The sequence below is a fragment of the Thalassococcus sp. S3 genome, assembly GCF_004216475.1.
Taxonomy (GTDB): domain Bacteria; phylum Pseudomonadota; class Alphaproteobacteria; order Rhodobacterales; family Rhodobacteraceae.
Genome location: NZ_CP022303.1, coordinates 788,041 through 811,971, shown reverse-complemented (window position 1 = coordinate 811,971; position 23,931 = coordinate 788,041). Strand labels below are relative to the sequence as shown.

Here is a 23,931-nt window from a genome sequence, read left to right as displayed (position 1 = left end):
AAGGCGAGGTCCCCCTTTTGGCGGGCCAGAACGGAGCGGAAAGATGCGGCTGACCTGTCCAAATTGCGGGGCGCAATACGAAGTCCCCGATGAGGTGATCCCGCAGGAAGGCCGTGATGTTCAATGCTCCAATTGCGGAACGACATGGTTTCAGCCCTCCGCCGAAGACGCCGCAGCGGAAGATCAGGCAGACGATGTTCCACTCGACGCCGACCCCACCGAGGAGGCGGAACCCGAGACAGCGCCAGCCCCACAACCCCGACAACTGGACCCGGGGGTTGCGGATATCCTGAAAGAAGAAGCAGAACGCGAGACGGTTTTGCGCAAGGCCGAGCGGAGCGGTGGGCTGGAGAGCCAGCCGGATCTGGGTCTTGAAACCATGTCGGCAGAGCAGCCGGAGCAGCAAAAAGAGACGCCCTCGGTCGAGGCAGCTGTGTCTGCCACGGTCGCTGCGGCCTCGACGGCAGCGGCAGCAGAGCCAGCCACCCGGCGAGAGCTGTTACCGGATATCGAGGAAATCAACTCGTCCTTGCGATCCTCAGACGACCGCGCTGAACTGAAATCGCATCAAAGCGCGCTCTACGAGGATGAAGAACCTCGGAGAGGCGGTTTTCTACGCGGCTTCGTCGTGTCTTGCCTGATCGTGGGCGCACTTATTCTGGTTTACGCAAACGCGCCGGCAATCGCGCGCGCGGTACCACAGACGGATCCGATGATCAGCTCATTCGTCGCGTTGGTGGATCAGGGCAGGTTCTGGCTGGATGCACAAGTCGGGTCAATCATCGCCAACTGATCAGAACCGGTCCAGCAGACGGCGCAGATAGTCCAGTTCGACATCCGGGCGTTCACCCTCTCCTGACCGCCGGCGTATCTCGTCGAGAAGATCGCGGGCCCGGCGATAGACATCTTCACCCTGCAAAAGCCCTTCGTCGGTGCTGAGCGAGCCGTTGGATCCACTATCCCGGCCAAGCGGGTCACGGTTTTGGGCCTGTCGGCCGCTCTGCTCGCTGCCTTGGCCCTGCTGGTTCTGTTGCTGCTGCGCCATGGCCTCTCCCAAAGACCGCATACCTTCGCGCAAAGCCTCCATCGCTTCGGACTGCTGGTCGATGGCCGACGCGAAATCGTCCTGGCGCAATGCATCTTCGGCACCGTCCATGGCCCGCCCTGCCCGGTCCAGCGCATCACGTGCGGCGTCACCTTCGGGCGTGCCTGCGCCTGGAAGCTGGCCTTGCTGCCGTTGCAATTCATTGCGAAGCGCTTGCTGACGGTCCGCCAGCGATTGCTCGCCTGATTGCTGGCCGCCTTGTCCGGATTGACCCTGCTGCTGCTGACCTTGCTGCCGGCCCTGACCTTGGCCGTCATGCTCCGTACCGCGGCCCATCCCGCCGCTGCTGCCCTCATTGCCCTGACTTTCGCCTTGCTGAGCATTGGGATTGAATTGCTCCTGAAGGTCGCGGAACGCCTGATCGGACAAGCCCTGTTGTTCGCGCAGCGTCTCTGCAAGACCTTCCATGGCACGCTGCCCTTCGGACTGGCCTTGTTGCCCCTCGCCCTGGGTGACGCGCATGTTCTCCATCAACTGTTGCAGCTCTTCAAGCGCTTGCTGGGCTTCGGCCATCCGGCCCTGCTCCATCAGCTCCTGAATGCGATCCATCATGCGCTGCAGATCGTCCTGGTTCATCTGCATCATGTTTTCAGAGAATTGCGGGCCGTCCTCGTTCCCTTCGGATTCCCTTTGTGCCTGACGGGACAATTGACGCAGATAATCGTCTGTCGCTTCGCGCAACTCCTGCATGAGCTCGGCGATTTCCTGATCACTGGCCCCGTTTCGCATCGCTTCGGACAAGCGTTCCTGCGCTTGCCTCAGGCGCTCCAATGCATCACCCAAATCGCCCTCTTCCAGGACGATGGCAAGGTCCCAGAGCGCTTGCGCGATTTCATCCCGCGCCTCCAGGCTCAACCCGATATCCGTCATCGTCTCCAGGCGCCGAAGCGTCACCCGCAAGCGCAGATAGGCGGTTTCGGATTTGAAGATATCGTCCGGACGGTGCGAAATCGCGCGCAGGACCTGCGCCACACGCTGGGCATTGTCCCGAGACCAGAGCAGGTCACGCCGTTGTTCGATGATTGCACCGGCCAGCGGGTCGAAAAAGCGGCGGGCCGGCAGATCCGTCGAATAGGGATCCGCCTCTGCGTTCAAGTCCGCGGCGTCCACGGCGCTGAGTGTGATCGTCACAGGCAGGTGCGCCCAGGGGTGTTGTGAGAAGTCCTCGATCAGTGTTTCGGTGAATTCCTGTCGATTGCCGGCGATTGGCATCGGCAGCGGAACGACAATCGGCTCCCGATGCTCGGGCTCGACAGCAAGACCCATGGACCGCTCGATAGCGTCAAGGTCAAGCGCAATCCGCGCCTCGCCGGCCACAATGCCGTAATCGTCGCGCGCCTCGAAGGGCAGTGACATTTCACCGTTCACGCTCGCCTCGGGCTGGCCGACAACGGCCACTTCAGGTGCGTTGTCGGGGATCAGTTCCACCGACCAGCTACGTCCGCCCGACCCATCAATTCGCAGGTCCCCATTCTGTGTGACAAGAAAGTCCTGAACGGGATCGGCTGCGGACGGGACTTCACCCGCACGTCCGGATACGGTTTCGGCCAAGGTCAGGTCACCGACTTCCCCGTAAAACCGCAAAGTGATCCGGCTGCCCTCCGGAATGCGCAGAACATCTCCGGTAACGTCGTTGAGATAGACGGTCGGGCGCCCCGTGTATCGTGGCGGTTCGATCCATCCTTCCCAGGATGGTCCCATCGCGGCAACGGCGCTGCCGGGTGCCATATCTGTTACTGATCCGACACGCAGAATCGATCCGAAAAGCAGCGCGATGGCAAAAGCAAGAACGGCGACATAGCGGACCGCGAACGGATCGCGTGACGCCAGCCGCAGGTTCGGAGCGGCTGGACGCGCCTGGGCGGCGCGCGCCGCCATGCGGTCTTGATGCGCTTTCCACACATCTGCCGATGCGCTGTCCCCGGCCCCGATGGCCTGACTGTCCATCAAGGCCTGTATGGGACGTCCCGGAAGCGTCTCGTCCAGCCGTGTCAGTGCATCTATGCGCCTGGGCCAGCGAAACCGGCGCCCGCCCCAGATCGCTGAAACCGCGAGGCCGACGAAAGCCACGACGGCGCCGCCCCAAACCACCTCGACGGCCAGCACGTCGTGCAAACCCATCATCAGGGCCGCGAGCGTCAGAAGCGTCACCGTGAAAAGCGGCCAGAAACACCGCAAGAGCCGCTCTGCCAGCATGCCCAGACGTGTCAGGGCGAGGGGCAGACGCAAGCCCGTGATCTTCGCGTATGTGCCAGACTGTGGCGTAGGGGCCATCGCGGTCTCCAGGGGGCCAGACGCAGGATTACGTTATAGCCACTCGGGGATGGTATCGCGATTTATGATTTCGTCAAAGGTCGGACGTGCGCGGATAACCGCGAATTGATCGTCCTTCACCAAAACTTCGGGGATCAGGGGGCGTGTGTTGTACTCACTCGACATCACCGCGCCATAGGCACCCGCGCTGCGAAAGGCCACGAGATCCCCGGCGGAGAGCTTTGGCATCAGCCGACCCTTGGCAAAGGTGTCCCCGGATTCGCAAACCGGACCCACGATGTCATAGGGGGATTGTTCCGCTCCGGGCTCAGGTTCGATGACGGGAACGATGTCGTGATACGCCTCGTACATCGCGGGTCGGATCAGGTCGTTCATGGCCCCGTCAAGGATCAGGAAATCACGATCCTCGCCGGATTTCACATAAATGACCCGGCTGACCATGATGCCTGCATTGCCCGCGATCAGTCGACCGGGCTCAATCTCGATCTCGCAGCCCAGATGCCCCACGGTCCGCTTGATCAGCGCGCCAAACTCCAAGGGCAGCGGCGGCGCTTCGTTCGAGCGCGTGTAGGGAATTCCCAGGCCGCCCCCCAGATCGAGACGGCGGATATCATGTCCATCGGCCCGCAAGACCTCCGTCAGCTCCGCAACTTTCTGAAATGCCAATTCAAACGGGGCCAGATCCGTCAGTTGCGAGCCGATGTGGACGTCGATCCCGATCACCTCCAACCCCGGCAGGGACGCGGCCAGCGCATAGACATCGCGGGCCCGCGCAATCGGGATGCCAAACTTGTTTTCGGACTTGCCGGTGGAAATCTTGGCATGTGTCTTGGCGTCGACGTCTGGGTTCACCCGGATCGTGATTGGAACCGATGTCCCCGTGCTCTCGGCCACGGCGCTTAGCACCTGCATTTCCGGTTCGGATTCGACGTTGAATTGACGGATCCCGCCTTCAAGCGCGGTACGGATCTCATCGGCTGTTTTGCCGACCCCGGAAAAAACGATCCGCCCCCCCGGAACGCCAGCGGCCCGGGCGCGCAGATACTCTCCGACCGAAACCACATCCATACCCGCACCAGCCTCTGCCAGGGTCTTGAGGATGGCCTGGTTGCTTGCGGCCTTCATCGCGTAGCAGACCAGATGCTCCGTCCCCGCCAGCGCGTCCTCGAACAGACGATAGTGCCGCAGGAGCGTGGCGGTGGAATAAAGGTAAAAGGGCGTGCCGACCGCCGCTGCAATGTCAGCCACCGGGACATCTTCGGCATAAAGGGTGCCGTCGCGATACAGAAAGTGATCCATATCGCGCGCTTAGCCGGGAATGCGGATCAGATCAATGCTTTGAAAGCCGCGCCTTCTCTCGCGTTTGATGGGTGGCGATCCTGGCCGCAAGCATCTCTTGAGAGCGGGACCCGGCCTCTTCCACATGACACATCATCTCGGCGTTACAGAACCCGCGCCCATGGGCGAACTGCCAGAGGACATGATAGGGGTTATCGTTGCACTCAACCAGGATGGGGCCATCCTGACCGATCGCGATATCCCAGCCGACGATCCCAAACTCAGGAAATAGAGCGTGCCCTTTCAACGCGGCATCCTTGATGGCCGCCCAATGCGGGATCCGAAGGCCCTCGAATTCAATCCCACTCACAGGGTGCCGTTCGATCCATGCCCCGTCAAGGCCCGTGCCGATCCGGCAGCGCCCGACCTCTCCGCTCGCTCCATCAATCGCCGCAACCATGCTGCCTTTTTGCCAGAAGTTGTCGGACATCGCGGACGGCGACGGGATCTTCCAAACGGTGTAAAGCACGCGCGGCGTGTCATCCGCACCCCGGATCGTCACCATGCGAAGGGTGCCCACCGCATGTCCTGTCACCGCCTCGATCTCGGGATGCTGTCGGATAACGTCCTGAAAAATATAGCCATCGGGGTAGTCCGCGAAAATCTCGACGCAGAAGCGTTCAAGCGGAATGTGTTTGCCGTTGGCAAGATGCACACCGTCTTCATCCGCGCCGGATATGAGAACCGACCCCACGCTGCCATATCCCTCGCACGGTTTTCCGAAGATCGGATAGCTTGCCTTTTCCAGCAGGAACCTGCGTATCGCGTCCGGGTTGCGCAAGGCCGGGATCGCTCCGAAATAGCGGTTGGGGGAGGCAACGGCCTGCGTCCTGGTCGTTGGAAGATCAAGCTGCTGCAAGAGCGCGGTATACATGACCTTGTCCCAGAGAAGGGCGCGCATCTTGGTCAGGTCCAAAGGCGACAGACGAAGATTGATCTGATAGCTTCCGGTGACGCCAAGATACTCTTTCTTGCGCTCAGGCGTCAGGGACGGATCATAAAGACCGCTGCTGTAATACTCCGCAAGCGCAAGTTTTTGCGGGCCGTAACGCAGAGAAAACGCGTCACGCAATTGCCGAAACGGGCTGACACCGTAGTCGCGCGCCACGCGCACCATTTGCGAGTTCTGCGGCGCTTGCGCGGATTTGGGCGCCGAAAGTAGCGCTTTGCTGTCTGTCTCTGCCAGCGTCATGGGCCCCTCCTGGACATGTTTCAGGTGGGCTTATCCAAGAATAGTGGCGAGATTTGGGCTCTATTGTTTCCGATTTTAGAAAACAGCGCTCAGTCGACGGGTCTGCTCCGCAGGAAGAGATAGAGCGGCAGACCACAACTCACACCGATGCAAAATGTGGCGGGGATCGCCAAAAGGCCGATCCAGTTCCGCCTTACCGCGACTTCGGCCACGATAAAGACGGTCAGTGTCACTGCCGCGATGGTCAAATCCCAAACCAGCCCGCTGGTCGCGGCATTGACGTGCCAGGCATCGACCATGGCCATGATGTCGTAGCCGTTCGCATTGAACCAGGAGATGAAATAATACATCGGATGGATCGCCCCCCAGATTGCGAGGGCGAGATAGATCATTCGCAAAGGCGACATTGTTCTTAGAACCCTACGCTCAAGTGCACCGGTCCTCTGCTCAGACCGACACTGCCCGAGGGATGCACCCCGTTGGATGACACCGACACGCCAACAGCAGCCGATCCTGAAACACGCACGTTTCCAGTCTGCTTCGGCTCAGGGGGTCGCGGCTCGCCATCCACCCCGCACGCTGCAAGCAGGGCAACAAAGGCAAGGCTCGTCCAAATCCGTGTCATGTCAGCCTCTCTTTCCAGCGGTCGATCTGCATACGCACTTGCGCAGGCGCGGTTCCACCATACGACATGCGCGAGTTTACCGAGTTTTCAACGCCAAGGACACCAAAGACGCCGTCGGTAATGTCGGGGTTGACCTCTTGCATGTCGGCAAGGCTCAGATCAGGCAGGTCACATCCCTTTGCCTCGGCCTTTGCAACCAGCGCGCCGGTGATATGGTGCGCGTCCCGGAAGGGCAGACCGAGTTCCCGGACCAGCCAGTCGGCAAGATCGGTCGCCGTGGAAAAGCCGCTGCCGGCCGCCGCGGCCAGAGCGTCGCGATTGGCGGTCATATCGCGGACCATGCCCTCCATCGCGGCAAGAGCCAGCATCCAATTGTCGGCGGCGTCAAAGACTTGTTCCTTGTCTTCCTGCATGTCCTTTGAATAGGTCAGGGGCAGGCCCTTCATCACCGTCATCAGACCCACATTTGCCCCCATGATCCGACCCACCTTGGCCCGGATCAGCTCGGCGGCGTCTGGGTTTTTCTTCTGCGGCATGATCGAAGACCCGGTGGAGAAGCGATCAGACAGGGTGACAAAGCGGAACTGAGCAGAGGACCAGATCACAAGCTCCTCGGCGAAGCGGGACAGATGCATGGCACAGATGCTGGCCACACCCAGGAATTCCAGGGCGAAGTCCCGGTCGCTCACAGCATCAAGCGAATTAGCGGATGGACGGTCAAAGCCCAGTGCCTCCGCCGTTAGATCCCGGTCAATCGGAAAGCCCGTCCCGGCCAGGGCCGCTGCCCCAAGGGGCGATTCGTTCATCCGCGCGCGGGCGTCCCGCACCCGGCTGAGGTCCCGGGCGAACATCTCGACATAGGCCATCATGTGATGGCCCCACGTCACCGGCTGGGCGGTCTGCAGATGGGTAAAGCCCGGCATGACCCAGTCAGCCCCCGCCTCAGCCTGGCCGAGGAGCGCACGCAAGAGCGCGACGAGGCCCCCCTCTGCCGCATCCAGTTGATCCCGCACCCACAGCTTGAAATCCGTGGCGACCTGATCGTTCCGGCTGCGTGCGGTGTGCAGCCGCCCTGCAGGCTCCCCGATCAACTCCTTCAACCTTGCCTCGACATTCATGTGAATGTCTTCCAGCGCGGTCGAAAACGCGAATGTCCCGCCTTCTATCTCTGACAACACCGTGAGCAAGCCTTCCCGGATCGCCGCCGCGTCGCTATCACTGATGATGCCCTGCGCGGCCAGCATCGCGGCATGGGCCCTGGAACCGGCGATATCCTGTGCCGCCATGCGCTTGTCGAACCCGATCGAGGCGTTAATTGCCTCCATGATCGCATCCGGTCCGGCGGCAAAGCGGCCGCCCCACATCTGGTTCTGGGTCTTTTCGGTCATGGATTGCCCTTTGGAGGGGAAATGAAGAAGTTCTTTGCCGCGCTCGTCTATACGGCCCTGACGTTTGGTGCAAATGCCGCCCTCGCCGATATGTCCGCCATCGCGGATTTGCGTGAGGGTGACATGAAAAAACTCGTCATCCATCCCGCGCCGGTGGAAACCTCGGACGCCGCCTATGTCCTGGCCGATGGCGCCGGAGAGGCTAGCCTCGCCGATCATCGCGGCAAATACGTTCTCCTGAACTTCTGGGCCACATGGTGCGCGCCCTGCCGCAAGGAAATGCCGATGCTCTCCGAGCTGCAGACCGAATTCGGCGGTGACACCTTCGAAGTGCTGACCCTCGCCACCGGTCGCAACTCTCCCGCCGGTATCGTGAAATTCTTCGAGGAGACCGGCATCGACAACCTGCCCCGTCATCAGGACCCCAAACAGGCCATCGCGCGCGAGATGGGCGTGTTCGGTCTTCCGATCACCGTCATCCTGAACCCCGACGGCGAGGAAATAGCACGTCTGCGGGGTGATGCGGACTGGGCCTCCGACAGCGCCAAGGCGATCATCGCGGCGCTCACAACGCAATCAACACATTAACCGGCAAAATTCTCTTGGCTTTTCGTTCCGTTTTGAGATTCAATATGGGTGTTAGTAGTATGGGTATTTGATATGATTAAATTTGTTAGAGCCGCAATCGCGGCGGCAATTGCAGTTTCTCCAACCGTCGGCCTGGCCGATTTCAAAAGGGTCACGACCGAAGCGGATTATCGGGCGCTTGTCGCAGGCAAGACGGTGGTGACCGACACAAGCACTGTAACAATCCTGAAAAACGGAAAGCTTCGCGGCACGGTGACATCCAATGGTGCAAAGATCTCGGGGGCCTGGGCCTGGCGTGACGGTTTCTGGTGCCGTTCGGTTACGGTTGCGGGCAATGACGCCGGTACGGATTGCCAGCTTGTAGAAGTGGATGGAACTCGGATACGCGGCACACGGGACCGCGGTCGGGGCGAAACCTTTATCGGTCAGATGAAGTAGACGCACGACGCAACGCCACGGTTGACAGCGGCACCTGCCTCCTGCTGCACTTTGCAGCGGAGGGGAGACATGCCGCTTGAGTTGCTCGTGACACTTGTGATCGGAGGCATTGCCGCCATTGCGCTTGCCGCGCATCTGCTGGGGCTGAGCGCTCCGAAAATGCTGGACCCGGCTACGGCCAGGGCCGCTTGGCTGCGTCATTTCCCGGACGACGCCATAAACAGTTTGCACGTCGCCCGCTCTGGTCATGCGGCCCTTGTGCACAGCGACGCCGGCTGGGGGCTGCTATGGTCTTTTGGGGCCGATACGGTCGCCCGCCGCCTCACCTCCGTTCGCCTCTCCGACAGGCCCAAAGGTCTGCGCGTCGATTTTGACGACTACACCGCACCGCCCCTGACCCTGCGCCTGCATGAAGAGGAAAGGGCGCGCTGGAAAACCCTGATCGAGGCTTCATGACCGATATCCTCAGCTATCCCGACGTCGTTCAATGGGCGGTGCCCTTCTTCATCGCCGCCATCGCGATTGAACTGGCCTGGATCGTGATTAAGCGCCGGGGCGGACGGTACGAGACACGCGATGCCGTCACCTCCCTGATCATGGGCGCTGGCAATGTCACGTCGGTGATCCTTCTGGGCTTCATCACCTGGGGCTTTTTCATGTGGCTCTGGTCGCTCACACCGCTGGATCTGGGCGCCTCTCTCTGGGTGGTGGCGCTGTGCTTCGTTCTGGATGACCTGCGCTATTACTGGGTGCATCGGTTCGGCCACCGCATCCGCTGGGTCTGGGCCAGCCATGTGAACCACCATTCCTCCCAGCACTACAACCTGACCACCGCCTTGCGGCAGACCTGGACCGGGACGTTCACCTTCATGATGGTGATGCGCGCGCCTCTGATCCTTCTGGGCTTTCATCCCGCGATGGTGCTCTTCTGCGGCGGGCTCAACCTGATCTACCAATTCTGGATCCATACCGAAGCCATCGGTCGGATGCCCCGCTGGTTCGAAGCGATCATGAACACGCCTAGCCACCACCGTGTCCATCACGGGCGAAACGCCCGGTATCTGGATGCGAATTATGCCGGCGTCTTCATCATCTGGGACAAGCTTTTTGGCACCTTCGTGCCCGAGCGCGAGGACGAAAAACCCGATTACGGCCTTGTCCAGAACATCGGTACCTTTAACCCGATCCGCGTGGCATTCCACGAATGGATTGGCCTCTTCCGCGACGTCTTCCAACCCGGGCTCACGCTGCGGCAAAGGTTCGGCTATGCCTTTGGCCCGCCAGGCTATTCCCATGATGGCAGCCGCGACACGTCCGAAACGATCAAGCAACACTACCTGAAACGGCACCCGGAGGCGCGCGGCACGGCAGGATTTGAAGACAAGGCCCTCTTCCCGCACGACATGGCCACCGACACAGGGCAAAGAGAGCCCGGCTAGGCCAAGCGCGGCCTAGAGCGGCTTGAAATAGCGGGCGACGGGCCATCTTTGGAAACCGTGGGCCTCGTAAGCGGCCCGCGCTGCGGCGTGGCCGGGGTCGCCACCCGTTTCGACCATTACCATGACCATTCCGGCCTCCCGAATCCGCTCTTCGGCCCAGGTCATCAGACGGTCTGCGATCCCCATGCGCTGAAAGGCAGGGTCGACGGCGATAACTGTGATCTCTCCCATCCGATCCTCGGGGTGGAGGGTGATCCCGACAAAGCCCGCGGCAGTGCCCCGACATTCCGCAATCCAGGTGGCGTCATGCGCGGCGTCCAGAAATGCGGCGATATCGGCCCTTTGACGCTGCTCCCACCCATGGGGATAGAATGCCTCGTATACGTAGGGCAAGACGGACCCTTTCATGGCGTCAAAGACCGGTTGCCAGGCCGCGATTGCGAGGGTGAGGACCGCCTTCCTGTCGGCGGCGCTATACGAGCGAATGGTGACGTGGTCAGACATTGCGCCGGGCTAAGGCCGCGCAATCTGCGTGCCTTGGACAGGTCACCACATGGTCGTTCACCATCCCCATCGCCTGCATGACAGCATAGACGATAGTGGGACCGCAAAACCGAAATCCCGCTTTCTTAAGGTCCTTCGAGATGCGTTCAGAAAGGTCTGTATAGCCCGGCACTTCGGCTGAGGTCTTCCATTGATTCTGCACCGGCCTGCCATCAACGTAATCCCACAGAAAGCGGTCAAAGCCTTTGTGCTGCTCGATCTTCTGCCAGGCGCGGGCGTTTGAGATCGTGGCCTCAATCTTCCCGCGGTGCCGGATGATGCCCTTATCCTGCACCAGACGTTCGACCTCCTTTTCGCCCCATTCCGCGATGATATTCGGATCGAAGCCTTCAAACGCGCCCCGGAAATTGTCTCGCTTTTTCAAGATGGTGATCCAGCTCAGCCCGGCCTGAAATCCGTCGAGGATCAGCTTCTCCCACAAAGCGCGGCTGTCATATTCCGGCACACCCCATTCGGTGTCGTGGTAGTCGATGTAGATTTGCTCGGGCCCCGCCCAGCCGCAGCGTTTCGTCATGCTGTCTCCTTTGCTGGACCATTTGAACAGAATTAGAACAAAAAGCGAATATTAATTCCTTCTTAGGGTGTTTGGCGAATTCTGGGCGGGCTGCAAAACAGGACGCTTTCATGCCCACCCCCCGTCAAACGGCACTTGCCGATCTCTCACCAGGTTTGGATAGCCCGCTGAATGCGGCCTTGGCGGGTCGGGATGGCTCCGTGCTGGACATGGTTTCGCGCTCGCTGACATCCGGCGATACGCTGCTGGCTTTCCAGCCCATCATGGCCGCCCGCCCGCCACATGGCGTTGCCTTCTACGAGGGGCTGATCCGCGTTCTGGATGAGACCGGACGGGTGATCCCGGCGCGGGACTTTATGCCCGCGATCGAGGATAGCGAGCTGGGGCGGGAAATCGATGTGGCCGCCCTTCAACTTGGTCTGCGCACCCTGGTGAAGAACCCGACAATTCGCCTGTCGATCAACATGTCGGCCCGATCAATCGGATACAAGACGTGGAAGGGAACGCTCGACCGGTTTCTGAGGAAGCATCCCACGGTGGGGGAACGGTTGGTGCTTGAGATCACGGAAAGCTCTGCCATGACCGTGCCGGAGATCGTGATCGACTTCATGAATGATCTGCAGACCCGCGGCATCGGCTTTGCGCTTGACGATTTCGGGTCCGGCATGACGGCATTCCGCTATTTCAAGGATTTCTACTTTGACGCGGTCAAGATCGACGGGCAGTTCGTGCGGGGGGTCCACTCCGATCCCGACAATCAGGTTCTGACACGCGCCCTCGTCGCCATCGCGCAGCAATTCGACATGTTCACTGTGGCCGAATCGGTGGAACAGGGTGCCGATGCGGAGTTCCTGGTCTCCATCGGTGTCGATTGTTTGCAGGGGTATCTCTATGGCGCTCCGACCGTGCGCCCCCCCTGGCTGCCTGAAAGCAAAGTCAGGGCAACCGCATAGCCCGTATTGCAACCTCAAGATGTCCCTGAGACACCCTGTCTGTTGCTGCATGTGCATTCATCCGGTATTCCGGCCCCTATCGGGGGGATTGGGGCACGTTGTCGCAGACAGGAGTGCATCTCACTTCCCAGTTCGGACTGGAAGAGGACAGCACATATGACCAACGTAGTTATCGCATCCGCCGCGCGCACCGCCGTCGGCAGCTTTGGCGGCAGTTTCGCCAACACTCCTGCACACGACCTGGGCGCGGCTGTTCTTGATGCCGTGGTCGAGCGTGCGGGCATCGACAAGGCCGACGTGTCCGAAACGATCCTGGGCCAGGTCCTGACCGCCGCACAGGGCCAGAACCCGGCACGGCAGGCGCATATCAATGCCGGTCTGCCCAAGGAAAGCGCCGCCTGGAGCATCAATCAGGTTTGCGGATCCGGCCTGCGCGCCGTGGCGCTTGGCGCCCAGCACATCCAGTTGGGCGATGCCGATATCGTGGCCGCCGGCGGACAGGAAAACATGACGCTCAGCCCCCATGCCGCGCCGCTGCGCGCCGGGCACAAGATGGGCGACATGAAATACATCGACACGATGATCCGTGACGGGCTCTGGGATGCCTTCAACGGATACCACATGGGCCAGACAGCCGAAAACGTGGCCGAGCAGTGGCAAATCAGCCGCGACGCACAGGACAGCTTTGCCGTCTCCAGCCAGAACAAGGCCGAAGCGGCGCAGAAGGCCGGCAAGTTCCAGGACGAGATCGTTCCTTTCACCATCAAGACCCGCAAAGGCGATATCGTGATGGAAAGCGACGAATACATCCGTCACGGGGCGAATATGGAGGCGATGGCCAAGCTGCGCCCGGCCTTCACCAAGGAAGGTTCGGTCACGGCTGCAAATGCATCGGGCCTGAACGACGGTGCCGCGGCAACGCTGCTGATGACCGCTGACAATGCCGAAAAACGCGGGATCGAACCGCTGGCGCGGATCGCATCCTATGCCACCGTTGGTCTCGACCCCTCGATCATGGGTGTGGGCCCGATCTATGCGTCGCGAAAGGCGCTGGAGAAAGCCGGCTGGAAACCCGAAGATCTGGACCTCGTCGAGGCCAACGAGGCTTTCGCGGCCCAGGCCTGCGCGGTGAACAAGGATATGGGCTGGAACCCCGAGATTGTGAACGTTAACGGCGGCGCCATCGCCATCGGTCACCCGATCGGCGCATCGGGCGCGCGTATTCTCAACACCCTCCTGTTCGAGATGAAGCGTCGTGACGCGAAAAAAGGGCTCGCCACGCTGTGCATCGGCGGCGGCATGGGCGTCGCCATGTGTTTGGAACGCGACTGACCTTTCGGCCATATCGCCGCAATGCAGAAATTCGGTGCGCAATAATGTTGCGCACTGACATCATCAAGCATAACAAGATTACCATCTGAATTTGGAGGAATCTCTACACATGTCCCGCGTCGCTCTCGTCACCGGTGGATCCCGAGGTATCGGTGCCGCCATCTCCCTCGCACTCAAGGAAGCGGGCTACACCGTTGCGGCCACCTATGCCGGCAATGATGAAGCCGCAGCGAAATTCACCGAAGAAACAGGCATCAAGACATATAAATGGAACGTCGCCGACTACGACGAGTGCAAGGCCGGGATCGAAAAGGTCGAAGCCGAGGTCGGACCCGTTGACGTACTCGTCAACAATGCAGGGATCACCCGCGACGCACCGTTCCACCGCATGACGCCGGATCAATGGCACGATGTGATCAACACCAACCTGACCGGCGTCTTCAACATGACACATCCGATCTGGCCTGGCATGCGCGAGCGCAAGTTCGGTCGCGTGATCATCATTTCGTCGATCAACGGCCAGAAAGGCCAATTCGCGCAAGTCAACTATGCCGCGTCAAAGGCCGGAGATCTTGGGATCGTGAAATCGCTCGCCCAGGAAGGCGCGCGGGCGGGTATCACCGCGAATGCGATCTGCCCCGGATATATCGCAACCGACATGGTGATGGCCGTTCCTGAAAAGGTGAGGGAAGGCATCATCGCGCAAATCCCAACCGGACGCCTGGGTGAGCCCGAAGAGATTGCGCGCTGTGTGGTCTTCCTGGCCTCGGACGATGCGAGCTTTATTAACGGTTCGACAATCTCGGCGAACGGCGCGCAGTTCTTCGTCTGATCCGTTCAAGGTATTCTGATACGAAAAAGAAGGGCCGGTTCGCGAGATGCGACCGGCCCTTCCTTTATCCCGTAAGATCGCGCGCGCTGCGATCAGCGGGAAAACAGCCAGACCCAGGCACTTTGCATGATGCGGGCACGCTCTTTATGAGCAGTTTCAATGGCACGGCGGGCACGGGGGTTCGTTGTTCCTTCAAACATATTGTCTCTCCTCGTTTCAGGATCTCTTGTGTTGATCTGAATATGCGATTTGTGGACGGCTGCGACAAACGAGACTTTTCATAGCCTCAATTAAAAGATACTTAAGTGGTTATGCCGGATCGACTTCCCCCGCTGACCGCGCTCCGCGCTTTTGATGCCGCCGCGAGAAACATGTCGTTCTCAAAGGCAGCAGCGGAGTTGAACGTGACCCCCGCCGCGCTGTCCTTTCAAATCAAGTCGCTTGAAGAGCATCTGGGCCATCCGCTGTTTCGGCGGCTGAACCGGGCCGTTGAGCTGACCGAAGCAGGGCGCGCCCTGGCACCCGGCGCCGCGGACGGCTTTCGCGCATTGACCTCGGCATGGCGGGCCACCAAGCGGGTGCATGACGACAGTACGTTAACAGTGACGGCCGGTCCTGCCTTCACTGCCAAATGGATGGCGCCCCGTCTCTACCAGTTTGCGCAAGCGCATCCCGAAGTTGAATTGCGCTTTTCCGCGAGCCTCAGGATCATGGACTTCCATCGGGACGAGATCGATGTCGCGATCCGGTTCGGCTATCCTCAGGACGAGGATCTTTATTCATTGCCACTGGCTTACGAATGGGTCACCCCCGTCATGAGCCCCGAGCTGGCGATGGCCTATCCGACACCGGCCTCCCTGCAAGAGGCGCCGCTTATCTTTGACGAATCCATCAAGTTTCTGAACCCGCCCTGTGATTGGCCAACTTGGTTTCGGGCCGCGGGTATCGATTTCGCGCCAACCCATGGCGCGCGCTTCTCTCAGGCAGATCACGCGGTCGACGCGGCCCTTGCCGGTGTTGGCGTAGTGCTCGGACGCCGCGCTTTGGTTGTGAAGGATCTCTATGAAGGGCGCCTTATCGCCCCCTACAAGCTTGCCCTCAGCACAAAGGCGCATTTCAGGTTTCTCTGCCCAAAGGGCGCCGAGAACCGGCCTCACATCAAAGCCTTCCGCGACTGGATTATTGCCGAGATCGACAAGACCGCATCGGTCTCGAAACAGCTCCAGATCATCCCAGTCGAGGATGTTCCGTCTCGATGACCCGTTCTGCTGCCACGGCGATCGGGTTTGGCGCCGTTCTACTCTGGTCTCTTCTGGCGCTTCTGACCGTAGGGTCAACGCCAACGCCCCCGCTGCTGCTGAACGCGATCTGTTTCTCCATTGGCGGCCTTATCGGATTGGTTTGGACCGCGCGGAGCGGCGGGCTTTCTCAACTCAGGCATATCCCGCTGCGCATCTATCTCTTCGGCACGCTTGGTCTATTCGGCTATCATGCGCTTTACTTTTCGGCGTTGCGGCTCGCCCCCGCGGCAGAGGCGGGTTTGATTGCTTATCTTTGGCCCCTGCTGATCGTCCTCTTTTCCAGCTTACTGCCGGGAGAGAGGCTGCGCATGGGTCATATCACCGGCGCCCTTCTTGGGTTCCTCGGCGCGGCGCTCATTGTCACCGGCGGTCAGGCCGGGTTCGAACGAGAGGCCGTGACAGGCTATGTGATGGCGTTTCTGTGTGCGCTGACATGGTCCGGCTATTCGGTGTTGTCCCGGCGCCTTGGGCAAACGCCAACCGCTTCCGTATCCGTTTTCTGCCTCGCCACGGCGATACTATCCGGCCTTCTGCATCTCGCCATAGAGGACACCGTCTGGCCAGCCACCACGACAGGGTGGTTTGCAGTGCTCGTCCTTGGCGCAGGTCCCGTTGGGCTGGCGTTTTACATCTGGGACATTGGGGTGAAACGCGGAGATATCCAATTGCTCGGCACAAGCTCCTATGCCGCGCCGCTTCTCTCTACGTTGATACTGGTTGCGTTCGGCATTGCCACGCCGTCATGGATTTTGGCGGCATCTGCCTTGCTGATCACCGGCGGCGCAGGGATCGCTGCCCGCGCCAGCCTGACATCATAACGCTCTCAGGATGAGAGGCGTTCAATCTGTTCCTTTAATCGCAATTTCTGTTTCTTGAGGGACGCAAGATGAAGGCCGTCCACGCTCGGCGCCCGTTGTGCCTCTTCCACTTCCTCGCTCAGATGCTGGTGCTTCTTTTTCAGTTCCAACAGATGCGAGTTCAGGCTCATGGCAATCCTCCTCTGGCTAAGATGTAAACCAAGTGGATCATATTCGGACCTGTCTGTCACGCTGCGGTCGCACAGTATGGCTAACCTAAGGTAAAGACAGCAGTTGATCGCTCACGATGTCATCGTCGCCCGGGCCAGTCCAATGCTGCACCTTTGCGCAAAACTCTTTCTATTTCAGGGGCATACCCTTCACCGTCTCGTTCGTGCACCGCACCGTCATGCATGACAAGCGGTGCATGTAGACAAAAGGGCGACCGGCCGCCTTTTCGCGCACGCAGAATCACCAATTGCGGCGCGCGGCCAGCGCGGCCGGACAATGGCAGCACCTCGACGCTTCCCAACCGGTCAGTCACGGCAACCAGCAGATCGGGAAGACGCTCGGCCCGGTGAATAACGTGCAGATATCCCTTTGGGGCCAACCTCCGCGCCGCTACATCGATCCAGATCTGAAGCGGCGTTTGTTCGGCCAACGCGATTTCCCGTCCCACGTCATCAGCCGCGCTCCGATGCGCGGGCTCAAAATAGGGCGGGTTCGCAATGACATGATCAAAGCGGCGCGTGCGCAATCCTATGGGCAAAGCGGCCAGGTCGCAGGGGGTGACATCGAATGGAATATCGTTCTCTTCGGCATTGTGACGCGCAAGATCGGCATAGGCCTCCTGCATCTCGACACCCGACAGGGACAAGCCAGCGACACGCGCGGCCAGACAAAGGCTGGCCACACCAACACCGCAGCCCAGTTCCAGAACGCTCTGCCCGGGCTCGGCAGGGACCGCCGCGGCCAGCAGAACGGGGTCCGCACCCGCCCGGTAACCGATCCGGGGTTGCCGGATTTGCACCTTGCCGCCCAGAAAGGCGTCACGGGTCAGACCCTCGTCATCTTTCACTGGCCAAGATCGATCTTGTTGTCGAGCATGACGATCAAAGCCCGCTCGTAATCCTCTTCCCGCACCATCATCCGACGGGGAAAAATCCCGATGCCACCTTCGAGGATGCTCATATTTACGTCCATCTGAAAGCAGTCTATATCCTCGCCTTCGAGAAGGGCGGAGGCGAACGCCATGACGGTGGGGTCGGTGCTGCGAAGAAGCTCTTTCATGGCCAAGGATGTAAGGGCAAGGTTGGCTGATTGTCGACCCTTGTGACGGGAGTGTGATGGACATCAGCACAGCTGCGAAACCTCATGACAGGATGGCGCAGGCCCTCGCCGAGGACCTCTCCAACGTCAACGATCTGATCCGCGAACGTATGGCGTCCGAGCACGCACCCCGCATTCCCGAGGTGACCGCGCATCTGGTGGAGGCTGGCGGCAAACGCTTGCGGCCAATGCTCACGCTCGGGACGGCGCGGATGATGGGATATGGTGGCCCCTACCACGTTCATCTGGCCGCAACCGTCGAATTCATTCACACGGCGACCCTACTGCATGACGACGTGGTCGACGAAAGCGCGCAACGTCGGGGACGCCCGACAGCAAATCTGTTGTGGGACAACAAATCCAGCGTTCTGGTCGGCGATTACCTTTTTGCCCGCGCGTTCCAACTGATGGTCGAGACGGGCAATCTGCGCGTGCTCGACATCCTGTCAAACGCAGCCGCGACCATCGCCGAAGGCGAAGTCCTGCAATTGACCGCCGCGCAAAACCTGGCCACGGATGAAGGCATCTATCTGCGCGTCGTGCGCGGGAAGACCGCAGCCCTCTTTTCGGCGGCAACAGAGGTGGGCGGCGTGATCGCCGGCGCCCCTGAAGAACAGGTTCGCGCGCTTTTCGATTACGGCGATGCGCTTGGGATTGCCTTTCAGATTGCAGACGATCTGCTGGACTATCAAGGTGACAGCGCAGAAACCGGTAAGAATGTCGGGGACGATTTTCGCGAACGCAAGCTGACGCTTCCGGTGATCAAGGCCGTCGCCCAGGCCACGGCGGACGAGCGGGCCTTTTGGCAGCGCACGATCGAGAAAGGGGATCAAACCGACGCCGATCTCGAAGAGGCTCTGTCATTGATGGCGAAGTACGGAACTCTGGAGGCAACGCGTGAAGATGCGCAAGGCTGGGCCTCAAAGGCAAAAGCGGCGCTGACAGGTCTGCCGGATCATCCGATCCGCAGCATGATGGATGACATGGCCGACTACGTCGTGGCCCGGCTTACCTGACAACGGGCGCGGCTTTTTCGGTCATCGAACCAAAACGTGCCGTCCTGATCCACCAATCCGGCCTTGCGTCCCGCAGCTGCCGCGCAGTCTCTTCTGTTGTCGCGGTGTCGGCAAATACCGCGAAACAGGTCGCGCCCGAGCCTGACATCCGTGCCAACTGACAGCCGGGCAGAGATCTGAGGCTGGACAGAACCTGATCGATGGACGGTTCAAGTTCTACCGCTGGCGCTTCGAGGTCGTTCCGCTGTGCGTGTAGCCACGCGACGAGATCCTGCGCATGCTGAAAAAACGGAAGCTCTGGCGACATGGGGGCATTGTCCTTGCGCCTCAATGCCCGGAAAATTGCGGGCGTCGCGACGTGCTTGCGGGGATTGACGAGCATTGCAGTCAGATCCGGCAGGTTCTGCACCGGCTCGATCCGCTCGCCGATCCCCCCCATCCGGGCACTGTCGGACGCGATGCAAACCGGAATATCTGCACCCAGAGCCAGCATTTCGGTCTCTGCCGCATCCCTCTTGGTCCCCGGAACGACATCCAGCGCGCTCAGCGCGCGATAGGCGGCGGCTGCGTCTGCTGATCCCCCTCCGATCCCGGATGCAACAGGAAGGTTCTTTGTCAGCGTGAAGGAGAGTGGAGCCGCAACGCCAAGCCAGTCGGCGGCCTTAAGGATCAGGTTGTCCGCGGTCATGGAAAGATCGCCGGCTTCCGGACCATTGACGTTCAACCTGCCCGCTTGCCCTTCGGTTACAACCAGATCGTCGCCCACATCCGCGAACACAACCAGGGAATCGAGCATGTGATAGCCATCTGCACGCTGACCCGTGACATGGAGCGTCAGATTAATCTTTGCCGGCGCAAAGACATGCGCGCGGCGTGCCTTGTTCGGTTGCAAGTCAGTTGCGGTCCTGCGCCATCTTTAGCGGCTCAGCCCCCTCCTCCGCGAGCACTTTGTCGAGGCCGACGGCAAGCTTGCGGCGAATACGCTGTGGATCCGCTTCGCCTGTATCCTCCGCCGTTCCGACAAAGGACAAGGCCCGTTTCCATTGAAACTCTGCCTCGCGGTAGCGACCCACGGCCCAATAGACATCGCCAAGGTGATCATTGACGACCGGATCGACCGGCATCAGTTCGACCGCCTTTTCCATGTGAACGACGGCCTCATCGTAGCGGCCCAAACGGTATAGAACCCATCCAAGGCTATCGACGATATATCCGCTGTCCGGTCGAACCGCGACAGCCTCTTCGATCATCTCCAAAGCTTCGTCGAGCTTGATCTGTTTTTCCACAAGCGAGTAGCCGAGATAGTTCAGCACCTGCGGCTGGCCGGGGTTCAGCTCCAGCGCCTTGCGGAAGTCCGCTTCGGCATTGTCCCAGTCGCCCACACGCTCGTGCGAAATCCCGCGAGCGTAGTGGAGGAACCATTCGGCACGCGCCCCCTCTTCGGTCAGATCAAGCGCGCGGTCATAGGCGGGAATGGAACCGGCGTAATCCTCCTGCTGGCGCAGCAGATCGCCAAGCGCGGAATGAACGCTGGGCAATTCCGGGTAGTCCCGCGCCAATTGCTGAAGGACCTCGACAGCGGCGTCGGTCTTTTCCGCCCTGCGCAGGGAGTCGGCACGGCCGAGTTCTGCGGCATGGTGGTCCGGGCTGCTGCGCGGCACTTGTCTGTAGGCCGCGACTGCAAGTTGGTACTGGCCCAATTCGTCCAGCAGCGACGCGGTCAAGAGGATCGCGTCGATATGGTCCGGCCTGAGATGTTCCGCGATGCGGGCATAGATGAGCGTATATTCGTCATTGGCCTCATTGTTGAGCGCCGCCGCGATGGAGAAAAAGACCTCCGCCATGCCATCGCGCACCGATGTCACATGGCTGAAGGGGACCGGCTGCCCGGTGATCAGGCTGTCGGCGAGTTTCGAAAGGCCGGGATCGAAGCCCGAGCCGAAAGCCGTCGCCAGAAGGTCGATTGCATCCTGATTGCGCCCAAGCTGGGACAGAATCTCGGCCCGTGCCATTGCGCCGCGCCGTGTCAGCATGGCCGCGCCGGATTGTTCATCCGCGAAAATCGCTTCGGCGCCTTCGTAGTCCCCGACCAGCGCGAGAGCCATCGCCTTGTGATACAATGCAAATCCGCGCAAACCGTCCTGGTTCGACACCGTGTCGAACTGCGCAAGCGCGTCGTCGACCCGACCTTCACCCAAGAGGGCCCATCCCTCGATCAGGCCATCCATAAGGGGACCAATCCCTTGGCTTTGCGGGTCACGCGCTAGAATGGCATCGTAGTCTTCGCTGGTGATCAGGTCCGCCACGATCACCATATGCGCGACCTGGCTGCGCAGCCCCTCATCCTCCATATGCTTGGCAATCGGCAGCGCCCGACCAAGGCGCCCGACCGACAAGTTGGCCAAGGCGGTATGCTCCATGAGGCTGGGGTTATTGGGGTCCATGCCCAAGGCCCGCGCATAGTAATCCGCAGCGGCCTCGAAGTCGTTCAGGTATACGGCCTGCCGCCCGGCAAGATAGGCCCCTGACCCGGATTGGGCGAGGGCCGGCGGAGCGCCCAGGCCAAGTGTGGCAATCACGGCGGCCCAAGCCGCGCGGCGGATCTGGATCAGTGGCAATTGCTCAGCCTCAATCGTTTAGCTTTCAAAAGAGGCTAAGCAATCAGAGGGCTTGGTGCAATGGCGGCCAGGACTTTCTGCCGCCATGACCAGTCAAATTGCTCACATATTGGGATAGTTCGGACCGTCTCCGCCCTGCGGCGTGGTCCAGTTGATGTTCTGCGCGGGATCCTTGATGTCGCAGGTCTTGCAATGCACGCAGTTCTGGAAATTGATGACAAACCGCGTGTCCTTGCCTTCCTCGTGCACGAACTCGTAAACGCCGGCCGGGCAATACCGTGCGGAGGGGCCGGCATATTTCGGCAGGTTGATGTTCACCGGAACCGAAGCGTCCTTCAGCTTTAGGTGCGCCGGCTGGCTTTCCTCGTGGTTCGTCATGGAGAAGCTGACATTGGTCAGGCGATCAAAGCTCAGCGTGCCGTCGGGCTTGGGATACTCGATTTCCTTGTGCTTGCTCGCTTCCTCCGTGGCGTCGGCATCGGATTTGCCATGCGCCATCGTCCCCAGGAGGGAAAAGCCAAGTGTGTTGGTCCACATATCGAAGCCACCCATCGCCAGGGATGCCGTCAGACCGTATTTGGACCAGATCGGTTTGACATTGCGGACCTTCTTGAGGTCTTTGCCGATGGCGCCGTTCCGCACGTCTTCTTCGTAGGCGGTCAACTCATCCGCGCTGCGTCCGTCCTGGATCGCGGCAAACGCGGCTTCTGCCGCGGCCTTGCCGGACAGCATCGCATTGTGGTTGCCCTTGATGCGCGGCACATTGACCATGCCCACCGAACATCCCAGCAGCGCCACGCCCGGCGCCACCATTTTCGGCATCGACTGGTATCCACCTTCGGAAATGGCGCGGGCGCCGTAAGCGATCCGTTTACCGCCCTTCAACAGATCAGCCACCATCGGATGGTGCTTGAACCGCTGGAATTCCATGTATGGGAACAGGTGCGGGTTTCTGTAGTTCAGATGCACGACAAAGCCGACATAAACCTGGTTGTTGTCCAGGTGGTATATGAAAGACCCGCCACCTGCGTTCGAACCCAGCGGCCAGCCCATCGTGTGGGTGACAGAGCCCTCCTTGTGCTTGGCCGGGTCGATCTCCCAAATCTCTTTCATGCCAAGGCCGTATTTTTGAGGATCGTGGCCTTTCGCAAGGTCGTATTTTGCGATCACCTCTTTCGAAAGCGAGCCCCGCACTCCTTCGCTCAGGAAGACATACTTGCCGTGCAATTCCATGCCCGGTTCGGTGTTCGGCCCGATAGAGCCATCCTCCTCAAGCCCGAACACGCCCGCGACAACGCCCTTGACCTCGCCGTTCTCTCCGTAGACCAGCTCGGAGCAGGCCATGCCGGGAAAGATCTCGACCCCAAGCGCTTCGGCCTGTTCCGCCATCCAGCGGCACACATTGCCCATCGAAACGATGTAATTGCCGTGATTGTTCATCAATGGCGGCATCGGCCAGTTAGGAATACGGATCTGGCCCGCCTCTCCCAACATATAAAAGTTGTCTTCCTTCACCGGCACGGTGATCGGCGCGCCCTTTTCCTTCCAGTCCGGGATCAAAGCGGTCAGACCAACCGGATCCAGCACCGCGCCCGACAGAATATGGGCACCTACTTCGGACCCCTTTTCAAGCACGACGACATTCAGATCGGCATCAAGCTGTTTGAGGCGGATCGCAGCGGATAGACCGGCAGGCCCCGCCCCAACGATCACCACATCATATTCCATCGCTTCGCGTTCAATCTCGGCCATCTCGGCGCTCCCCACCTTGGTTCCCGTTACCCGCCTGGGCGGCTTGTCGATGCCGCGCCGCCTCCGGCGCGCAATAATCTGTCGCGGCTGAATATCGTTTGCACGCTCATGGGGTCAATCGCAACACGGCGTCAAACCCCTGTGACAAAAGACGCATCCCAGCGTCACTTTATGCGCCAAGATGCGACGATAAGGGTCCTTCAGGCTCAGATATGATACATTTGGAACGGATCAATGAGAGGACACGGCAAATGCCACTATCGCTGCAAGTGATCTATCCGGTCGGGGAACACGCCCATTTCGACCACGACTATTACGCCGCGACCCACATGAGCCTTGTGCACCGACACATGGGGACGCAGATCCAGCACAGTGTGATCACCAAGGGCCTGGCCCGAGGGCCCGACAGCCCGCCCGGTTTCTACGCCATTGCGACATTCGTCTTCGCTGGCCAGGAGGAGATGGATGCCACGATGGCAAATGCAGGTCCGGTTCTGGCGGATCTGCCGAACTTCACCGATACATAACCTCAGATG

At 60.3% G+C, this 23,931-nt stretch carries 25 protein-coding genes; 12 read left to right on the top strand and 13 right to left on the bottom strand.

What is annotated here, in order from left to right; all coding sequences use genetic code 11:
- Positions 1-43: 43 nt before the first annotated feature.
- Entirely contained in the window at positions 44-793 is a 750-nt protein-coding gene (locus CFI11_RS04255; protein WP_130403387.1) for a zinc-ribbon domain-containing protein, read from the top strand.
- Here CFI11_RS04255 and CFI11_RS04250 read toward each other — a convergent pair whose 3' ends face one another.
- The 5 genes from CFI11_RS04250 to argH all read right to left on the bottom strand — a co-directional run bounded on the left by CFI11_RS04250 (position 794) and on the right by argH (position 7,922).
- Entirely contained in the window at positions 794-3,379 is a 2,586-nt protein-coding gene (locus CFI11_RS04250; protein WP_130403385.1) for a TIGR02302 family protein, read from the bottom strand.
- A gap of 33 nt (positions 3,380-3,412) precedes the next feature.
- Positions 3,413-4,678 carry a diaminopimelate decarboxylase gene (gene lysA / locus CFI11_RS04245; protein WP_130403383.1) on the bottom strand — a complete coding sequence of 422 codons (1,266 nt, stop codon included), beginning with the start codon at positions 4,676-4,678 and terminating at the stop codon, positions 3,413-3,415.
- 31 nt (positions 4,679-4,709) lie between these two features.
- Complete coding sequence (locus CFI11_RS04240; protein ID WP_130403381.1) at positions 4,710-5,909, bottom strand: sugar-transfer associated ATP-grasp domain-containing protein; 1,200 nt, start codon at positions 5,907-5,909, stop codon at positions 4,710-4,712.
- Between the two features lie 89 nt (positions 5,910-5,998).
- On the bottom strand, positions 5,999-6,316 hold the full coding sequence (locus tag CFI11_RS04235; protein ID WP_130403379.1) for a DUF2834 domain-containing protein: 318 nt from the start codon (positions 6,314-6,316) through the stop codon (positions 5,999-6,001).
- A 214-nt stretch (positions 6,317-6,530) separates the two neighbouring features.
- Positions 6,531-7,922: an argininosuccinate lyase gene (gene argH / locus CFI11_RS04225; protein WP_130403375.1), complete on the bottom strand. Its 1,392-nt coding sequence runs from the start codon at positions 7,920-7,922 to the stop codon at positions 6,531-6,533.
- 21 nt (positions 7,923-7,943) lie between these two features.
- Between argH and CFI11_RS04220 the strand changes: the two genes are divergently transcribed.
- From CFI11_RS04220 to CFI11_RS04205, 4 genes are all read left to right on the top strand, one after another.
- Positions 7,944-8,510: a TlpA disulfide reductase family protein gene (locus CFI11_RS04220; protein ID WP_130403373.1), complete on the top strand. Its 567-nt coding sequence runs from the start codon at positions 7,944-7,946 to the stop codon at positions 8,508-8,510.
- 72 nt (positions 8,511-8,582) lie between these two features.
- Complete coding sequence (locus tag CFI11_RS04215) at positions 8,583-8,948, top strand: hypothetical protein (protein ID WP_130403371.1); 366 nt, start codon at positions 8,583-8,585, stop codon at positions 8,946-8,948.
- 69 nt (positions 8,949-9,017) lie between these two features.
- Entirely contained in the window at positions 9,018-9,404 is a 387-nt protein-coding gene (locus tag CFI11_RS04210; RefSeq protein WP_130403369.1) for a hypothetical protein, read from the top strand.
- Complete coding sequence (locus tag CFI11_RS04205) at positions 9,401-10,387, top strand: sterol desaturase family protein (protein ID WP_130403367.1); 987 nt, start codon at positions 9,401-9,403, stop codon at positions 10,385-10,387. The genes CFI11_RS04210 and CFI11_RS04205 overlap by 4 nt, the downstream gene beginning before the upstream one ends.
- Positions 10,388-10,399: 12 nt before the next feature.
- Here CFI11_RS04205 and CFI11_RS04200 read toward each other — a convergent pair whose 3' ends face one another.
- Together CFI11_RS04200 and CFI11_RS04195 are read right to left on the bottom strand one after the other, a co-directional pair.
- The gene (locus tag CFI11_RS04200; protein ID WP_130403365.1) at positions 10,400-10,891 is read right to left on the bottom strand and encodes a GNAT family N-acetyltransferase; all 492 of its coding nucleotides are present in this window, start codon (positions 10,889-10,891) and stop codon (positions 10,400-10,402) included.
- Positions 10,884-11,465 carry a DNA-3-methyladenine glycosylase I gene (locus CFI11_RS04195; RefSeq protein WP_130403363.1) on the bottom strand — a complete coding sequence of 194 codons (582 nt, stop codon included), beginning with the start codon at positions 11,463-11,465 and terminating at the stop codon, positions 10,884-10,886. Before CFI11_RS04195 ends, CFI11_RS04200 begins: the two co-directional genes overlap by 8 nt.
- A gap of 110 nt (positions 11,466-11,575) precedes the next feature.
- On the opposite strand from CFI11_RS04195, the gene CFI11_RS04190 reads away from it, so the two are divergent.
- The 5 genes from CFI11_RS04190 to CFI11_RS04170 all read left to right on the top strand — a co-directional run bounded on the left by CFI11_RS04190 (position 11,576) and on the right by CFI11_RS04170 (position 16,701).
- Positions 11,576-12,418: an EAL domain-containing protein gene (locus tag CFI11_RS04190; RefSeq protein WP_130403361.1), complete on the top strand. Its 843-nt coding sequence runs from the start codon at positions 11,576-11,578 to the stop codon at positions 12,416-12,418.
- A 156-nt stretch (positions 12,419-12,574) separates the two neighbouring features.
- Positions 12,575-13,750, top strand: coding sequence for an acetyl-CoA C-acetyltransferase (locus tag CFI11_RS04185; RefSeq protein WP_130403359.1), 1,176 nt, complete (start codon positions 12,575-12,577; stop codon positions 13,748-13,750).
- 109 nt (positions 13,751-13,859) lie between these two features.
- Complete coding sequence (phbB, locus tag CFI11_RS04180; RefSeq protein ID WP_130403357.1) at positions 13,860-14,582, top strand: acetoacetyl-CoA reductase; 723 nt, start codon at positions 13,860-13,862, stop codon at positions 14,580-14,582.
- A 311-nt stretch (positions 14,583-14,893) separates the two neighbouring features.
- A complete protein-coding gene (locus tag CFI11_RS04175; RefSeq protein WP_130403355.1) occupies positions 14,894-15,841 on the top strand; it encodes a transcriptional regulator GcvA in 948 nt (315 codons plus the stop codon).
- Positions 15,838-16,701 (top strand): DMT family transporter, encoded by an 864-nt coding sequence (locus CFI11_RS04170; protein ID WP_130403353.1) that lies wholly within the window; start codon positions 15,838-15,840, stop codon positions 16,699-16,701. The genes CFI11_RS04175 and CFI11_RS04170 overlap by 4 nt, the downstream gene beginning before the upstream one ends.
- Before the next feature lie 5 nt (positions 16,702-16,706).
- Here the strand turns inward: CFI11_RS04170 and CFI11_RS04165 are convergent, their stop codons facing one another.
- The 3 genes from CFI11_RS04165 to CFI11_RS04155 all read right to left on the bottom strand — a co-directional run bounded on the left by CFI11_RS04165 (position 16,707) and on the right by CFI11_RS04155 (position 17,970).
- Positions 16,707-16,871, bottom strand: a complete 165-nt coding sequence (locus CFI11_RS04165; protein ID WP_130403351.1) for a YdcH family protein — start codon at positions 16,869-16,871, stop codon at positions 16,707-16,709.
- Positions 16,872-16,990: 119 nt separating this feature from the next.
- Positions 16,991-17,758, bottom strand: coding sequence for a tRNA1(Val) (adenine(37)-N6)-methyltransferase (locus tag CFI11_RS04160; RefSeq protein ID WP_130403349.1), 768 nt, complete (start codon positions 17,756-17,758; stop codon positions 16,991-16,993).
- Positions 17,755-17,970, bottom strand: coding sequence for a DUF2007 domain-containing protein (locus CFI11_RS04155; protein WP_130403347.1), 216 nt, complete (start codon positions 17,968-17,970; stop codon positions 17,755-17,757). Before CFI11_RS04155 ends, CFI11_RS04160 begins: the two co-directional genes overlap by 4 nt.
- A 56-nt stretch (positions 17,971-18,026) precedes the next feature.
- On the opposite strand from CFI11_RS04155, the gene CFI11_RS04150 reads away from it, so the two are divergent.
- On the top strand, positions 18,027-19,025 hold the full coding sequence (locus CFI11_RS04150) for a polyprenyl synthetase family protein (RefSeq protein ID WP_130403345.1): 999 nt from the start codon (positions 18,027-18,029) through the stop codon (positions 19,023-19,025).
- Here CFI11_RS04150 and CFI11_RS04145 read toward each other — a convergent pair.
- From CFI11_RS04145 to CFI11_RS04135, 3 genes are all read right to left on the bottom strand, one after another.
- Positions 19,018-19,917: a 4-(cytidine 5'-diphospho)-2-C-methyl-D-erythritol kinase gene (locus CFI11_RS04145; protein WP_130403343.1), complete on the bottom strand. Its 900-nt coding sequence runs from the start codon at positions 19,915-19,917 to the stop codon at positions 19,018-19,020. The genes CFI11_RS04150 and CFI11_RS04145 overlap by 8 nt on opposite strands.
- Position 19,918: 1 nt before the next feature.
- Positions 19,919-21,643, bottom strand: coding sequence for a tetratricopeptide repeat protein (locus CFI11_RS04140; RefSeq protein ID WP_130403341.1), 1,725 nt, complete (start codon positions 21,641-21,643; stop codon positions 19,919-19,921).
- A 102-nt stretch (positions 21,644-21,745) separates the two neighbouring features.
- Entirely contained in the window at positions 21,746-23,395 is a 1,650-nt protein-coding gene (locus tag CFI11_RS04135) for an electron transfer flavoprotein-ubiquinone oxidoreductase (RefSeq protein WP_130403339.1), read from the bottom strand.
- 251 nt (positions 23,396-23,646) lie between these two features.
- On the opposite strand from CFI11_RS04135, the gene CFI11_RS04130 reads away from it, so the two are divergent.
- The gene (locus CFI11_RS04130) at positions 23,647-23,922 is read left to right on the top strand and encodes an EthD family reductase (protein WP_130403337.1); all 276 of its coding nucleotides are present in this window, start codon (positions 23,647-23,649) and stop codon (positions 23,920-23,922) included.
- Positions 23,923-23,931: the final 9 nt, after the last annotated feature.

What these genes read in the sequence shown, in the direction of transcription:
- CFI11_RS04135 (WP_130403339.1), bottom strand. Translation starts at nt 23,395, where the DNA reads ATGGCCGAGATTGAACGCGAAGCGATGGAATATGATGTGGTGATCGTT.
- CFI11_RS04255 (WP_130403387.1), top strand. Translation starts at nt 44, where the DNA reads ATGCGGCTGACCTGTCCAAATTGCGGGGCGCAATACGAAGTCCCCGAT.
- CFI11_RS04240 (WP_130403381.1), bottom strand. Translation starts at nt 5,909, where the DNA reads ATGACGCTGGCAGAGACAGACAGCAAAGCGCTACTTTCGGCGCCCAAA.
- CFI11_RS04220 (WP_130403373.1), top strand. Translation starts at nt 7,944, where the DNA reads ATGAAGAAGTTCTTTGCCGCGCTCGTCTATACGGCCCTGACGTTTGGT.
- phbB (WP_130403357.1), top strand. Translation starts at nt 13,860, where the DNA reads ATGTCCCGCGTCGCTCTCGTCACCGGTGGATCCCGAGGTATCGGTGCC.
- argH (WP_130403375.1), bottom strand. Translation starts at nt 7,922, where the DNA reads ATGACCGAAAAGACCCAGAACCAGATGTGGGGCGGCCGCTTTGCCGCC.
- CFI11_RS04210 (WP_130403369.1), top strand. Translation starts at nt 9,018, where the DNA reads ATGCCGCTTGAGTTGCTCGTGACACTTGTGATCGGAGGCATTGCCGCC.
- CFI11_RS04175 (WP_130403355.1), top strand. Translation starts at nt 14,894, where the DNA reads ATGCCGGATCGACTTCCCCCGCTGACCGCGCTCCGCGCTTTTGATGCC.
- CFI11_RS04185 (WP_130403359.1), top strand. Translation starts at nt 12,575, where the DNA reads ATGACCAACGTAGTTATCGCATCCGCCGCGCGCACCGCCGTCGGCAGC.
- CFI11_RS04190 (WP_130403361.1), top strand. Translation starts at nt 11,576, where the DNA reads ATGCCCACCCCCCGTCAAACGGCACTTGCCGATCTCTCACCAGGTTTG.
- CFI11_RS04200 (WP_130403365.1), bottom strand. Translation starts at nt 10,891, where the DNA reads ATGTCTGACCACGTCACCATTCGCTCGTATAGCGCCGCCGACAGGAAG.
- CFI11_RS04155 (WP_130403347.1), bottom strand. Translation starts at nt 17,970, where the DNA reads ATGAAAGAGCTTCTTCGCAGCACCGACCCCACCGTCATGGCGTTCGCC.
- CFI11_RS04215 (WP_130403371.1), top strand. Translation starts at nt 8,583, where the DNA reads ATGATTAAATTTGTTAGAGCCGCAATCGCGGCGGCAATTGCAGTTTCT.
- lysA (WP_130403383.1), bottom strand. Translation starts at nt 4,678, where the DNA reads ATGGATCACTTTCTGTATCGCGACGGCACCCTTTATGCCGAAGATGTC.
- CFI11_RS04130 (WP_130403337.1), top strand. Translation starts at nt 23,647, where the DNA reads ATGCCACTATCGCTGCAAGTGATCTATCCGGTCGGGGAACACGCCCAT.
- CFI11_RS04235 (WP_130403379.1), bottom strand. Translation starts at nt 6,316, where the DNA reads ATGTCGCCTTTGCGAATGATCTATCTCGCCCTCGCAATCTGGGGGGCG.
- CFI11_RS04165 (WP_130403351.1), bottom strand. Translation starts at nt 16,871, where the DNA reads ATGAGCCTGAACTCGCATCTGTTGGAACTGAAAAAGAAGCACCAGCAT.
- CFI11_RS04170 (WP_130403353.1), top strand. Translation starts at nt 15,838, where the DNA reads ATGACCCGTTCTGCTGCCACGGCGATCGGGTTTGGCGCCGTTCTACTC.
- CFI11_RS04150 (WP_130403345.1), top strand. Translation starts at nt 18,027, where the DNA reads ATGGACATCAGCACAGCTGCGAAACCTCATGACAGGATGGCGCAGGCC.
- CFI11_RS04250 (WP_130403385.1), bottom strand. Translation starts at nt 3,379, where the DNA reads ATGGCCCCTACGCCACAGTCTGGCACATACGCGAAGATCACGGGCTTG.
- CFI11_RS04195 (WP_130403363.1), bottom strand. Translation starts at nt 11,465, where the DNA reads ATGACGAAACGCTGCGGCTGGGCGGGGCCCGAGCAAATCTACATCGAC.
- CFI11_RS04205 (WP_130403367.1), top strand. Translation starts at nt 9,401, where the DNA reads ATGACCGATATCCTCAGCTATCCCGACGTCGTTCAATGGGCGGTGCCC.